We start from the raw sequence: 11,635 nt of genomic DNA, 5'->3' as shown, positions 1-11,635 counted from the left end.
GTTAAATCGATTTCTTGGTGCAGCCTAAACCTAAGCCGTTATTATTTGAAAACAATATATCTATTGTCCGAGCCGAAGGTATCATTAAAACTGAATTTTCACACTTTATCCTTTTTTTGGAACTCTTTCAATGGTTTAGAGAATATCTTACATTATAAGCATCATCTATCAGGCAAGTAACTTACCGAAATCATAACCCCGGCTTCAATATGCGCATATCTCATTTTTACAGAGCGCTTCCATTGTTGTTCATATTTGTATTTTCTTTCGCCAGCAGCTTTGCCCAAACCCAGCTCTACCGGGTTTCAAACACCGCTCGCAGCGATGGGATGGGATATGTAGTCCGGTATCACCTCACTGCTCCGGTCGATTCGTTTGATATCATTCAGCCTGCTCCCGATCTCATACAAATGGTTTTATATGATGAGGAGATAGACACCACCGGATTAACACTGCCTGAAGAAAGCGAAAAGCTGAAAGAAGTGCGCCTATATAAGCTTAAATACGGCTACGGAGTAGATATTTACCTTGGAAACGGAGCTTATTACAAATCAAATGCTTACCTGGATCAAAACGGATCTGATATTTTGGTAAATCTGGAAGTTGCGGATCAGCGGGAAGTGGAAAGGTATTCCCAACAGTTTTTAGCCCGTAACTGGTATGAAGAAATTGTGGATGAAGGTGCCCTGGAAGTGGCACCTGTTGATACGGCTCCCAACCATGAGTTTTATTATGATGTAAAGGATAAGCTACGGTTTGATAAGATCGTTATTGATCCCGGGCACGGAGGCTGGGATCCAGGGTCTATCGGATATAAAGGGGTGAAGGAAAAAGAAATTACTCTTGCCGTAGCTAAAAAACTTGGTGCTTATATCAACGAACATCTGCCCGATGTTGAGGTTGTTTATACCCGTACCGACGACTCCTACCTTGGCTTGGCAGAACTCGGGCACTTTGCCAACCTTGCCGAGGCTGATTTATATGTATCCATTCACTGTAATTCGTACCACAACCAATATGTGCGTGGAGCCGAGGTGTTTTTCCTTGGATTACACAAAAGTGATGCCGCATTCGAAGTGATGAAACGGGAGAACAGTGTGTTCAAAAACGAGACGAATAAAGAACTTACCGAAGAAGACCTGCTGGTTTATGAGCTGGCTCACAGCGGCTATATCGCTACCAGTGAGAAAATTGCTTATATGATTGAAGATCAGTTTAAAAATCGTGCTCAACGAAAATCACGTGGTGTAAAACAAGCTGGTTTCCAGGTTCTTTTTGAGGCGTCCATGCCGGCAGTTTTGGTTGAATTAGGATTTATTACCAATCCGGCCGAACAACGATTCCTCACCAGCGACTATGGCCAAAGCATCATGGCTTCAGCAATGTTTCGCGCCATCCGGGATTACAAAGTGGAGTACGATCAAAAGCAGGCGTACAACACTACTTCTTCATCTTCAAATCAAAAATAAGCATGTCCACCAAGCCTTTAGTTATTGGCGTTGCCGGAGGAAGCGGTTCAGGAAAAACAACAGTTATCAATTATATTTGCAAGGAATTTGCCAAAGATAATATTCTGCGGCTTGAGCACGACTCCTACTACCGCGAACTCAACCACCTGCCTTTTGAAGAACGTGTGAAGCAGAACTTTGATCATCCCGCCTCTCTCGAAACCGAGCTCATGATACGCCATATCAAAGCACTGATGGAAGGCTATCCGGTGGAAGTTCCGGTTTATGATTTTGAGAAGCACACCCGCAAGGATGAAACCATCACAGCTACTCCTTCAAAAGTAATCCTGATTGATGGAATACTCATTTTCTCTGAACCTGACTTATTGAACCTGATGGACGTAAAAATCTTTGTGGATACCGATGATGACGTGCGTCTGCTTCGGCGGCTGAAACGGGATATTCAGGAACGGGGACGATCGGTTGACGGTGTACTTACCCAATACGAAAAATTTGTCCGCCCCATGCATCTTGAATTTGTTGAACCCAGCAAACGCTACGCTGATGTGATCATCCCCCGCGGCGGGAAAAACAAAGTAGCTTTGGAAATGGTCTCGGCCCTCATCCGGGGCAAGATGAACGCCTAAACCGTTCTTTGTTCGCTATTTGATGTTCCTTGATCGGTGTTCTAACCTTTGCATCCCATCAAAAACCAAAAAAGGCCTCACTTTACACTCTCTTTCCAGAAGATTTTCAATTTTTCGTGCATCTCCCCCGGTGATGAATAATTCAAATTCACCGAACGCCTCTTCATATTGCTGAAGAACTCCTTCCATCGCCATTTTATAGAATCCGGCTTGTCCCCATTTCAGTGAGTCGATGGTACTTTTACCCGGCCAGGTTTCGGGAATTTCTAATTCTACACTCGGTAGGGCTGGGGCTTTTTGCGGTAAAATCCCGGTGAATGAAGATAAGCCGGGAGCAATCAAGCCGCCATGATAAACACTATCCTGATCCATGAAGTCGATAGTTAGCGCAGTTCCAGCATCAATAACCACAACCGATCCATTTGTTTGATTGGTAGCTCCATAACACGCTAAAAATCTGTCTACACCGAGAGTCTCCACAGTTTCATAGTCAAGTAATTCGCGGGGGATGTCCTCCGCCCCTAATTCTATGAGCTCTACATGACTCAACTGATGACGGATTGCATCCTGAACATCTTTCCGAACACTAGCCAATACAATTTGAGAAAAAGATTCCGGATGATCATCGATCCACTGCACCAGTTCTGAAGCCGTATATTTTTCTTTGGTGTGAATGGTCTCCCAGCTTACCCCATTCTTATATGCTCCCTTGATGGAAGAATTTCCTGCATCAAGGTACAGGGCTTTTTTTGATGAATTGGAATCGATTTTGCTCATCTTTTTGTAGTACTTTTAAACCATTGAATGTAAACAAAATACCATTTTTACAATGAACCTTGATTCAAAAATCGCCATCGTGACCGGAGCCAGCAGCGGCATTGGAGCCGAATTCAGTAAAATGCTTGTCGAAAACGGAGTGGAAGTGTATGGACTTGCGCGCAGCCTCGATAAGTTAAAGAACCTTCAAAAATCACTCGGCGATAAGTTTCATCCCGTAAAAATGGATATCACCGATGCCGATGCTTTGGAAGAATGGGTGGATGATACTTTCGATTTAAATCACCTGCCGGATATCCTCATCAATAATGCCGGTGTGATGTACTCAGCTAATGTCGATGACCTTTCCATGAGCGAGTGGCATACGATGATTAATGTGAACCTGAACGGGATTTTTTATCTCACACGGCTTATTGTGCCCTTAATGAAGGACAACGAAAACACCTGTCATATCATCAATATTTCATCGATTGCAGGACTGTTAGGGAATCCAACCATCTCCGGATACAACGCAAGCAAATTCGGCGTACGAGGTTTCAGTGAAGCATTATTTAAGGAACTTCGGTATGATGGGATTAAAGTTACCTGTGTTTTCCCCGGCTCTATCGACACCGATCTGTTTGATAAAATAGACGGCATCGACAACCACCCAAACATGATGAAAACAACCGACATCTCAAGCACGGTGAAGTTTCTGCTCGAAACAGACGACAATTTCCTGATCAATGAAATTACCATGCGTCCTCTGAACCCCAAAGATCCTACTAATTAGGAAACGATACATGAAAACGCTTTCGATACAAGTCGTTGTTCTCATCCTCGCAGTGTTAGCGGGGTATGGATGTATGGGCCCGGATGAAGTCCCAAAGCCTGACGACCTGATCAGTGAACAAAACTACATCGACCTCCTGATTGAGATGCAGCATATTTCTACTTATAGAGATGCTCAACCTGACAGCATAAACGCTGATTCGCTCAAAGCATTGGTGTACGGTAAGTTTGGAATAACCGAGGAGCAATTTCTACGCTCTCATACATTTTACCAAAAGCAGGTAGAGCGCCAATTAATTAGGGTACAGGAAGTAGTCCGTCAGCTGGAAAATGAAGAGCAGTATATTCAGGCGCATATTGATTCAGTGAAGACAGCAAGGAGAGATTCGACGGGGGGATAGGTTTTAGGTGTTAGGTTTTAGGTTTTAGGTGTTAGGGGTGGGATGGCAAGGGCTTCTTGTCGAGGTAATAATTCATTTAAATTTGTAAGGAATTGGGTTTTCAGAGCTCTTACTGGTGAACAAAGCCAAAAGAGTATATCTATGAAAAATTTTAAAAAGCTTATCGTTTGGCAGAGAAGCATGGAGATGACTTCTATTGTACATGCCATTATAAAAGAACTGCCAAAAACCGAACGATATACCTATAGGGATCAAATTATAAGATCTTCCATTTCGGTTCCCTCCAATATTGCAGAAGCATGCAGCAGAGAAAGCAGAAAAGACTTTAAACGGTTTCTGAGAATCTCACTTGGCTCCAGTTTTGAGCTTGAAACCCAATTACTCCTGTTGAAAGAAAATCAAATTATGAATGAGCAAAAGCTTGACTCAGCTATAAATCACAATACCGAAATCCAAAAAATGCTTCACACCTTATTAAAGAAATAACCCACCCCTAACACCTAAAACCTATCCTAACCTACAATAATAGCCCGGCTTAGAGGGCACCGTAGTCACTTTGTCTTCACGAATTAAAAACTGAAGGGTTTGCTGCACTTTTCGTTTATTCTGGCCGGTTGAACTGCAAAGTTGAGAAACAGTCCGCTCCTCCGATTCAAGTTCATCATAAACAGCTTTAATCTCCTCATCAGTTGGGCTTACTTCTTCTGAAGCCACCGTTTTCAGACAATTGTCACAATGTCCGCAGGGTTCGGCATCGGTATCGCCGAAGTAATTTCGCAGATATACTTCCCGGCACTGGTCTGTTAAAATATATCCATGCATATGCTCAAGCTTTCGGAACAGGTTGTTGCGGTGCGACTCCACCTCTTTCTTCGTCAATGGTAAGTTCTTGGAACGGGCTTCCAGCACTTTGACCAGGCTTCGTTGCTTGTGCATCTCAAAAACCAGCACCTGATCATTCTGCATCAGTACATTTAATCCTTTTACAAGGGCATTTCTGCGGATGCCAAGTTTATCAAGTACATATTCTTCATCCAGCTGTACCATCTCTTTGAAAGCCAAACTCCCGAACATTCGCTCCAGTTTATCCGTGAATTCAGCCTTCTCGTCGTTTTTACACTTTTCCCGGAAAGTCTTCATCGCATTTGGACTAAGGGTGAACTGCACGCTTACCGCCGGCTTCACTTCTTCCTGCATGGCAATCACATCAAACTGATCCAGCAGTCGCATGGCCGCACGTGCTTTTCCGTATTTAAGCTTGCCTCTCTTTTTAATCTGCTCAATATCAAACGACATAGACTCTTCCATTTGCGAGCCTACCGCCAGGTGAAAACTATCGCATAAAACCTGATAGACATGATTTAATTCATCCAAAGTCGGGTAACCCTGATCTATGCGATCGTCGGCTTTGTGGTAGTCCGATTCTCTGTAGAGCAAAATGGGAAAGCTTTCTTCCCCATCCCGGCCTGCCCGACCCGCTTCCTGGTAGTAAGCCTCCAACGAATACGGCATCTCTTCATGAATCACATACCGGCAATCAGGTTTATCGATACCCATCCCGAATGCATTGGTGGCAGCTACCAATGGCGTCTGCCCCGAAATCCACCGCTGCTGAATGGCTTTGCGTTCTTCCGAGTCTACCCCCGCATGATAGGCTTCCGATTTTATTCCCATGCGTGAAAACCGCTCAGCCAGTATCTCGCAGTTCTTGCGGGTTCCTCCGTAAATCAGTCCATCGCCCTTTTGTGCCCCTTTTTTTACCGACTCATCCAGTTTCTGTTTCTTATTGGGAGCATTAACTACCCACCATTTTAAATTAGGCCGAGAGAAACCCCGGGAAATGACGTTAGCATCTTCAAATCCCATTGAATCCACAATGTCTTTTTGAACCTCGGGCGTGGCTGTTGCCGTAAGGGCAATCCAACGGGTTCGATCCGCAATGGATTCCAGCGATTCTCTTATATCCCGGTAACTGGGTCGAAAATCATGCCCCCATTCACTAATACAATGTGCTTCATCAATGGCCACCAGATCGATATTTAACCGTGGCATTTCGGCCTCCCAAAGGCTGGTTTTCAGCCGCTCAGGGGCACAATACAACAGTTTGTACATACCATTTCGGGCATTCACCAATCGTTGTTCGACTTCGTAAGAAGGGATCGTGCTGTTTATGAATGTGGCCGAGATTCCTTTGGCTTTCAGCTGTTGAACCTGGTCTTGCATCAGGGCTACAAGGGGTGATATTACCAGCGTCATACCTTCAAAAACTGTAGCCGGAACCTGATAACAAAGCGATTTACCGCCACCGGTTGGGAAAAGTACCAGGGTATCTTTCCCATCAAAAACAGAGCGGACTACCTCATCCTGACCGGGACGGAATCCATCAAACCCCCAAATTTTTTTTAAATTTAATTCTGCTTTCTGAAAATAATCCTGCAATTTTAGCCTGTTAGATTTTTTCTCTGTTTTACTTCAAAATACAAACCAATGCGAACAAAATTTCTATTCCTCTTTTTAATTATTTCCACCTTGTTTTCCTGCGGTGTTGTTTTCAACAACGACAGTATTGATTATCGGGAAGAGATGCGAAGTTTTGTTCAGGAAATTTCTGAGTACGCCAAAAATCAAGATCCAAGCTTTGCGGTTATCCCCCAGAACGGGCATCCCCTCCTACTAAAAAACGGAAATGTTGCCACTGATTACCTCAACGCTGTGGATGGCCTGGCCCAGGAAAGTCTTTTTTTCGGGTACAGTAATGATGATCAGCCTACACCGGCTACCGAAACCAATCAGCTGTTAAAGCTGCTCAACATCGGTAAGGAAGCAGGGAAAACCATCCTGGTAACCGACTACTGTTCCACCTCTTTCAAGGTAAACAATTCCTATAATCAGAATTCAGCATTAGGATATCTTTCCTTTGCGGCTCCTGATAGGGACTTAACCAAAATCCCGGGCCAGCCAAGCCCATTACCCGGAGTAAATGAAGAGCAAATTTCCGATTTGTCAGAAGCTAGGAATTTTCTGTATTTGTTGAATAAATCAGAATTTGATTCCAGGGCAGATTTCATCAAATCTGTACAAAACACAAATTATGACATCATCGTGATGGATGCTTTCTATGGAAACCGAATGTTCACTTCCGGTGAGGTGGAACAGCTCAGGCAGAAGAAAAATGGCGGTGAGCGAATGGTGATTAGTTATATGAGCATCGGGGAAGCCGAAGACTATCGATACTACTGGCAGGAAGAATGGGGCACCGGTAACCCGGAGTGGCTTGTTCAGGAAAACCCGAACTGGGAAGGAAACTACAAGGTGATGTATTGGCATCCTGAATGGAAATCCGTTATCTATGGAAATGAAGATTCTTACCTCCAAAAAATTCTGGATGCCGGTTTTGACGGCGTTTACCTTGACATTATTGACGGGTTTGAGTTTTTTGAATAAGTCTTTTATTTAAAAATAATTACAGATCAGCCTATTTAATCAGTACGAATAATCAACTATTATGAAGAACTTCATTCCAGCAATACTTTTTATGGCATTCATGATCATCACCGGATGCTCCCAGGGGGATATCATCGAGTCGAACTATACCATTAAATCCGGTTCTTCATTTAATATGTGTACCGGACCTTGTTACCAGGAAATGTCTGTTAACGAATCCCAGGCGGTATTAAGAGTACGGGAATACAAGGGGGAAGGTGGCCTTTCTGAATTGAAAGTGGAAAGTAAAAGAGCTGTAACACCTCAGGAATGGGTAGAAATTGAGTCGCTGGTTGATCAGGAGGCTTTAAATGCATTACCTAAAGTAATTGGCTGTCCCGATTGTGCCGATGGAGGAGCCGAATGGGTGGAAATTCAAAGTCCCGGTTTTGTAAAGAAAGTTACTTTCGAATACGGCCAACCACCGGCCCAGATTAAAGAACTGGCTGACAGGCTCAGAGAAACCCGTGAAAGTTTAAGTCCCCGGGAATAACTTCTAACTCTTTTTATTTATGAAAACCATGACCTGCAAACAATTGGGTGGAGCCTGCGACCAGGAATTCACCGCAGAAACCTTTGAAGAAATTGCCGAACAAAGTCGGCAACATGGGAGCGAGATGTATAAGAAAGGTGATGTTGCTCACCTCCAGGCTATGCAAGAGATGTCTGAAATGATGAATGATCCCGAAGCTATGCAGCAGTGGATGGAAAATAAACGGAAGGAATTTGAAGCTCTCCCTGATAAAGCCTGACTAATTGCCTGCCAATAAAAAAGGCCGTCGTCTCTCGACTCCGGCCCGGATGGTTCTGCCTGATTTCTAACTTACCAGTCTTTGTCTTTCTTTTCTTTTTCAGCAGAAGCCAGTGCCTCTTTTATGCTTGGTGGTAAAATTACCTGGTCAATAACATGAACAACCCCATTACTGGCATCCACATCAGCCATCATTACTGTGGCTCCGTCAACCATGGCTTTGCCATTCATAAGGGTAATTTTAGCTTTACTTCCCTGTACGGTTCCGGCCATCATTCCGTCTTCCAGGTCGCCAGACATTACTTCTGCAGGTACTACATGATAGGTAAGTACGGCCGTCAACTTATCTTTGTTTTCCGGCTTCAATAGCATATCAAGTACACCTTCCGGCAGGGCATCGAATGCTGCATTCGTCGGAGCAAAAACAGTGAAAGGTCCGTCACTTTTAAGCGTCTCTACCAACCCGGCAGCTTGTACAGCTGTAACAAGGGTTGAAAGTTCATCGGTGGCAACAGCAAGATCAACGATGTCACTGTCCTGTGCCTTTATATTTGTTGATAGGAGCACTGCAAAAATTAGTGCAATAACTCCGGGTACTCTCTTCATTAGTTTCATAGTATTTTAGGTTTTTTATGATTGAATAGTCAGCTTCATAAACCCATAACAAGAACTTTCATTCCAAATTGAAAGAAAGAAATTTTCTCTTTTACAACCTTTTAACCATCAGAGCCACCCTTTTTTCTCCACCCTCGGTTACTTGCTCTGCTACTTTACTGAACCCCAACGCTTTATGAAATCCCAATGAGTTTGGATTCGGAGGTTCAAGATTCACTTCACAGGTTATATACTTTTGCCCAGAGTTGTCGGCAAGATATTGATACAGAGCTGTACCTAAATTTCTCCCTCTGAATTTTTCTGAGATAACGATGCGATCCACATAATCGAAATTGTCATAATTAGTACAGAAAAACTTATAGTTCAGGCTTTCATAATCCAGCCCTTTTTGAAGCACAATCATAAATCCTGCCAGCTCTTCCTTTTCTTCTACAATAAGAAATGGATTTGCCTTGTTCAGGTAATACTCCATCTCCGAAAGCTCCTCACTGGTTACATGAGGTACAGAGGCTTCGTTCATAACGAGAACTGCCGGAAGATCTTCTTTTTTAGCATGCCTGATATTCATCAATAAAAAAGTTTGGTAATTAACAGCTGAAATTTCGACGTTCTGTAACCTAAATCAAACTAATTGTAATAGCTATTTATGGACTGCAAAAAATCTCACTTCCAGCTCGATGAATCTGTCACCTATCTTAACTGTGCGTATATGTCGCCACAGCTGAAGTCGGTAGAAGAGGCCGGAGTTTGGGGTGTTCAGCGAAAGCGCAACCCGTTTAAAATTTCACCGGATGAGTTTTTTGGTGAAACGGAACAGCTTAGGGAAGAATATGCCAAACTAATTAATGCCAATGATCCTAAACGCATTGTGGTTATACCTTCCGTTTCCTATGGTATGGCCAATGTGGCTAATAACGTAGAGATTTCTCAAGGCGATAATATCATACTTGTGGGTGAACAATTTCCGAGTAATGTTTATCCATGGCGGTCGGTGGTTCAGGAGAAAGGCGGCGAAATTATTACCATCACTCCTCCCAAAGAGCATGAAAATCGAAGCAAAAACTGGAATGAAAAGGTACTAAATGCTATCAACGATCGAACCAAACTGGTAGCTATGGGAAATATTCATTGGGCCGATGGCACACTGTTCGACTTGAAAATGATCCGTAACAAAACCCGTGAAGCAGGAGCCTGGCTGGCCATAGATGGAACGCAATCGGTAGGTGCACTGCCTTTTGATGTTTCTGAAATTCAACCTGATGCCCTGGTCTGCGCCGGGTATAAATGGCTGATGGGGCCCTATTCTATCGGGCTTGCCTATTATGGTCCTGCACTGGATGAAGGGAAACCGGTAGAAGAAAACTGGATCAATCGCTACGAGAGCGAAAATTTTGCAAACTTGGTTAATTACAACGATCAATATCAACCGGGTGCTTTACGATATGAAGTAGGTGAGCACAGTAACTTCATCCTGGTTCCGATGATGCTTAAAGCGGTTCAGCAGCTGAATGAATGGGGCGCGGAGAACATCCAGCAGTATTGCCGGAATTTGATTGCAGGTCCTGTCGAGAAGCTGAAAGCAGCCGGATATAGAATTGAAGATCAGGAGTACAGAGCTTCTCACTTGTTTGGAATTCGGTTGGGCGAATCACATGAAATGGATCAGATTAAATCTGCTTTTGAAGAGCAAAACATCCTGGTTTCCTTTCGGGGAGATTCTATTCGGGTTTCGCCAAATGTGTACAATACATCTGAAGAATTTGATAAGCTTGTTCATGCACTAACATACTGACATAAAAAAAGCCGGCATTTGTAGCCGGCTTTTAATTACATAGTGGATTGAACTAAATAACTAATTAATCCCCACTCATCACAGCTTTCATGTAATCGCGGCGCATTTCGGCGATCGCTGAAATGGAGATTCCTACCGGACAAACAGCTTCACATTCTGCATAGTTGGAGCAGTCGCCAAAGCCTTCCTCTTTCATTTGGTCAACCATAGCAACAACTCGGTTTTTACGCTCAACTTCGCCCTGCGGCAATTTGTTGAGATGTGCAATTTTAGCGCCGGTAAATAGGGATGCAGAAGCATTCGGGCAAGCTGCTACACACGCTCCGCAACCAATACAGGTGGCATAGTCAAAAGCCGCATCTGCTTTTTCCTTCTCAACCGGAATGGCATTGGCCTCAGCAGCAGAACCTGTTTTCACAGATACGTAACCTCCGGCTTCAATAATTCGGTCAAAAGCACTACGATCCACAACTAAATCCTTAATAACTGGGAAAGAAGCAGCTCTTGGTGGCTCAATTGTGATATGATCGCCATCGCTGTAATTACGCATGTGCAGCTGACAGGCAGCAACCCGTTGTTTAGGTCCGTGTGCACGGCCGTCGATTACCAGGTTACAGGATCCGCAAATCCCTTCCCGGCAGTCGTAATCAAATTCAACGGGCTCTTCGCCTTTCAGCATCAGCTCTTCGTTAAGCACGTCAAGCATTTCCAGGAAAGACATATGCTCATTGACATTGTCGAGCGTGTACTCTTCAAAATGTCCCTGTGCATTCGGGCCGTTCTGCTTCCAGTATTTAAGATGAATGGTCATTTCTTTACTCATAGTGCAATAATTTTTGCCACAAAAGCTCTAAAACACGAAGGGTATAATCTGTAAGAAATCATACGTTGAATCATGTTATTGCTCTTCCGGTTTAACATTAAATTTTGTGTTTTCGTGATTTAGTGGC

General features: G+C 43.7%; 14 protein-coding genes. 9 read left to right on the top strand and 5 right to left on the bottom strand.

Going from position 1 to position 11,635, the window contains the following annotated elements:
- Positions 1-209: 209 nt before the first annotated feature.
- Together ABFW99_RS04050 and udk are read left to right on the top strand one after the other, a co-directional pair.
- Complete coding sequence (locus ABFW99_RS04050; RefSeq protein WP_349354661.1) at positions 210-1,469, top strand: N-acetylmuramoyl-L-alanine amidase family protein; 1,260 nt, start codon at positions 210-212, stop codon at positions 1,467-1,469.
- A 2-nt stretch (positions 1,470-1,471) separates the two neighbouring features.
- Positions 1,472-2,095, top strand: a complete 624-nt coding sequence (gene udk, locus ABFW99_RS04045) for a uridine kinase (protein WP_349354660.1) — start codon at positions 1,472-1,474, stop codon at positions 2,093-2,095.
- 15 nt (positions 2,096-2,110) lie between these two features.
- Here the strand turns inward: udk and ABFW99_RS04040 are convergent, their stop codons facing one another.
- A complete protein-coding gene (locus ABFW99_RS04040) occupies positions 2,111-2,872 on the bottom strand; it encodes a type III pantothenate kinase (protein WP_349354659.1) in 762 nt (253 codons plus the stop codon).
- A gap of 52 nt (positions 2,873-2,924) precedes the next feature.
- On the opposite strand from ABFW99_RS04040, the gene ABFW99_RS04035 reads away from it, so the two are divergent.
- The 3 genes from ABFW99_RS04035 (at position 2,925) to ABFW99_RS04025 (ending at position 4,530) form a co-directional block, all read left to right on the top strand.
- Positions 2,925-3,644 (top strand): SDR family oxidoreductase, encoded by a 720-nt coding sequence (locus tag ABFW99_RS04035; RefSeq protein ID WP_349354658.1) that lies wholly within the window; start codon positions 2,925-2,927, stop codon positions 3,642-3,644.
- 10 nt (positions 3,645-3,654) lie between these two features.
- Positions 3,655-4,044 carry a DUF4296 domain-containing protein gene (locus ABFW99_RS04030; RefSeq protein ID WP_349354657.1) on the top strand — a complete coding sequence of 130 codons (390 nt, stop codon included), beginning with the start codon at positions 3,655-3,657 and terminating at the stop codon, positions 4,042-4,044.
- 141 nt (positions 4,045-4,185) lie between these two features.
- On the top strand, positions 4,186-4,530 hold the full coding sequence (locus tag ABFW99_RS04025; protein ID WP_349354656.1) for a four helix bundle protein: 345 nt from the start codon (positions 4,186-4,188) through the stop codon (positions 4,528-4,530).
- Between the two features lie 21 nt (positions 4,531-4,551).
- Here ABFW99_RS04025 and ABFW99_RS04020 read toward each other — a convergent pair whose 3' ends face one another.
- Positions 4,552-6,483 (bottom strand): RecQ family ATP-dependent DNA helicase, encoded by a 1,932-nt coding sequence (locus ABFW99_RS04020; RefSeq protein ID WP_349354655.1) that lies wholly within the window; start codon positions 6,481-6,483, stop codon positions 4,552-4,554.
- A 48-nt stretch (positions 6,484-6,531) separates the two neighbouring features.
- Between ABFW99_RS04020 and ABFW99_RS04015 the strand changes: the two genes are divergently transcribed.
- The 3 genes from ABFW99_RS04015 to ABFW99_RS04005 all read left to right on the top strand — a co-directional run bounded on the left by ABFW99_RS04015 (position 6,532) and on the right by ABFW99_RS04005 (position 8,279).
- Positions 6,532-7,488 (top strand): endo alpha-1,4 polygalactosaminidase, encoded by a 957-nt coding sequence (locus ABFW99_RS04015; RefSeq protein ID WP_349354654.1) that lies wholly within the window; start codon positions 6,532-6,534, stop codon positions 7,486-7,488.
- A 61-nt stretch (positions 7,489-7,549) separates the two neighbouring features.
- Positions 7,550-8,020, top strand: coding sequence for a hypothetical protein (locus ABFW99_RS04010; RefSeq protein ID WP_349354653.1), 471 nt, complete (start codon positions 7,550-7,552; stop codon positions 8,018-8,020).
- A 19-nt stretch (positions 8,021-8,039) separates the two neighbouring features.
- The gene (locus tag ABFW99_RS04005) at positions 8,040-8,279 is read left to right on the top strand and encodes a DUF1059 domain-containing protein (RefSeq protein ID WP_349354652.1); all 240 of its coding nucleotides are present in this window, start codon (positions 8,040-8,042) and stop codon (positions 8,277-8,279) included.
- A gap of 71 nt (positions 8,280-8,350) precedes the next feature.
- Here the strand turns inward: ABFW99_RS04005 and ABFW99_RS04000 are convergent, their stop codons facing one another.
- Positions 8,351-8,893 (bottom strand): fasciclin domain-containing protein, encoded by a 543-nt coding sequence (locus tag ABFW99_RS04000; protein ID WP_349354651.1) that lies wholly within the window; start codon positions 8,891-8,893, stop codon positions 8,351-8,353.
- Positions 8,894-8,984: 91 nt separating this feature from the next.
- Positions 8,985-9,461 (bottom strand): GNAT family N-acetyltransferase, encoded by a 477-nt coding sequence (locus ABFW99_RS03995; RefSeq protein ID WP_349354650.1) that lies wholly within the window; start codon positions 9,459-9,461, stop codon positions 8,985-8,987.
- Positions 9,462-9,539: 78 nt separating this feature from the next.
- Here ABFW99_RS03995 and ABFW99_RS03990 point away from each other — a divergent pair, with 78 nt between their 5' ends.
- On the top strand, positions 9,540-10,685 hold the full coding sequence (locus tag ABFW99_RS03990) for an aminotransferase class V-fold PLP-dependent enzyme (protein WP_349354649.1): 1,146 nt from the start codon (positions 9,540-9,542) through the stop codon (positions 10,683-10,685).
- A 64-nt stretch (positions 10,686-10,749) separates the two neighbouring features.
- On the opposite strand, the gene ABFW99_RS03985 is transcribed toward ABFW99_RS03990, so the two are convergent.
- Complete coding sequence (locus tag ABFW99_RS03985) at positions 10,750-11,508, bottom strand: succinate dehydrogenase/fumarate reductase iron-sulfur subunit (protein ID WP_349354648.1); 759 nt, start codon at positions 11,506-11,508, stop codon at positions 10,750-10,752.
- Positions 11,509-11,635 lie beyond the last annotated feature (127 nt).

Source organism: Gracilimonas sp. BCB1, assembly GCF_040117685.2.
Classification (GTDB): domain Bacteria; phylum Bacteroidota; class Rhodothermia; order Balneolales; family Balneolaceae; genus Gracilimonas.
Note: the sequence above shows the minus strand (reverse complement) of the source record. Positions and strands in the feature narration are given on the sequence as shown.

Bases quoted from the DNA above. Each gene is read 5' to 3' on its own strand.
- ABFW99_RS04025 (WP_349354656.1), top strand. From the start codon at position 4,186: ATGAAAAATTTTAAAAAGCTTATCGTTTGGCAGAGAAGCATGGAGATG.
- ABFW99_RS04030 (WP_349354657.1), top strand. From the start codon at position 3,655: ATGAAAACGCTTTCGATACAAGTCGTTGTTCTCATCCTCGCAGTGTTA.
- ABFW99_RS04010 (WP_349354653.1), top strand. From the start codon at position 7,550: ATGAAGAACTTCATTCCAGCAATACTTTTTATGGCATTCATGATCATC.
- ABFW99_RS04040 (WP_349354659.1), bottom strand. From the start codon at position 2,872: ATGAGCAAAATCGATTCCAATTCATCAAAAAAAGCCCTGTACCTTGAT.
- ABFW99_RS04005 (WP_349354652.1), top strand. From the start codon at position 8,040: ATGAAAACCATGACCTGCAAACAATTGGGTGGAGCCTGCGACCAGGAA.
- ABFW99_RS03995 (WP_349354650.1), bottom strand. From the start codon at position 9,461: ATGAATATCAGGCATGCTAAAAAAGAAGATCTTCCGGCAGTTCTCGTT.
- udk (WP_349354660.1), top strand. From the start codon at position 1,472: ATGTCCACCAAGCCTTTAGTTATTGGCGTTGCCGGAGGAAGCGGTTCA.
- ABFW99_RS03985 (WP_349354648.1), bottom strand. From the start codon at position 11,508: ATGAGTAAAGAAATGACCATTCATCTTAAATACTGGAAGCAGAACGGC.
- ABFW99_RS04035 (WP_349354658.1), top strand. From the start codon at position 2,925: ATGAACCTTGATTCAAAAATCGCCATCGTGACCGGAGCCAGCAGCGGC.
- ABFW99_RS03990 (WP_349354649.1), top strand. From the start codon at position 9,540: ATGGACTGCAAAAAATCTCACTTCCAGCTCGATGAATCTGTCACCTAT.
- ABFW99_RS04015 (WP_349354654.1), top strand. From the start codon at position 6,532: ATGCGAACAAAATTTCTATTCCTCTTTTTAATTATTTCCACCTTGTTT.
- ABFW99_RS04050 (WP_349354661.1), top strand. From the start codon at position 210: ATGCGCATATCTCATTTTTACAGAGCGCTTCCATTGTTGTTCATATTT.
- ABFW99_RS04000 (WP_349354651.1), bottom strand. From the start codon at position 8,893: ATGAAACTAATGAAGAGAGTACCCGGAGTTATTGCACTAATTTTTGCA.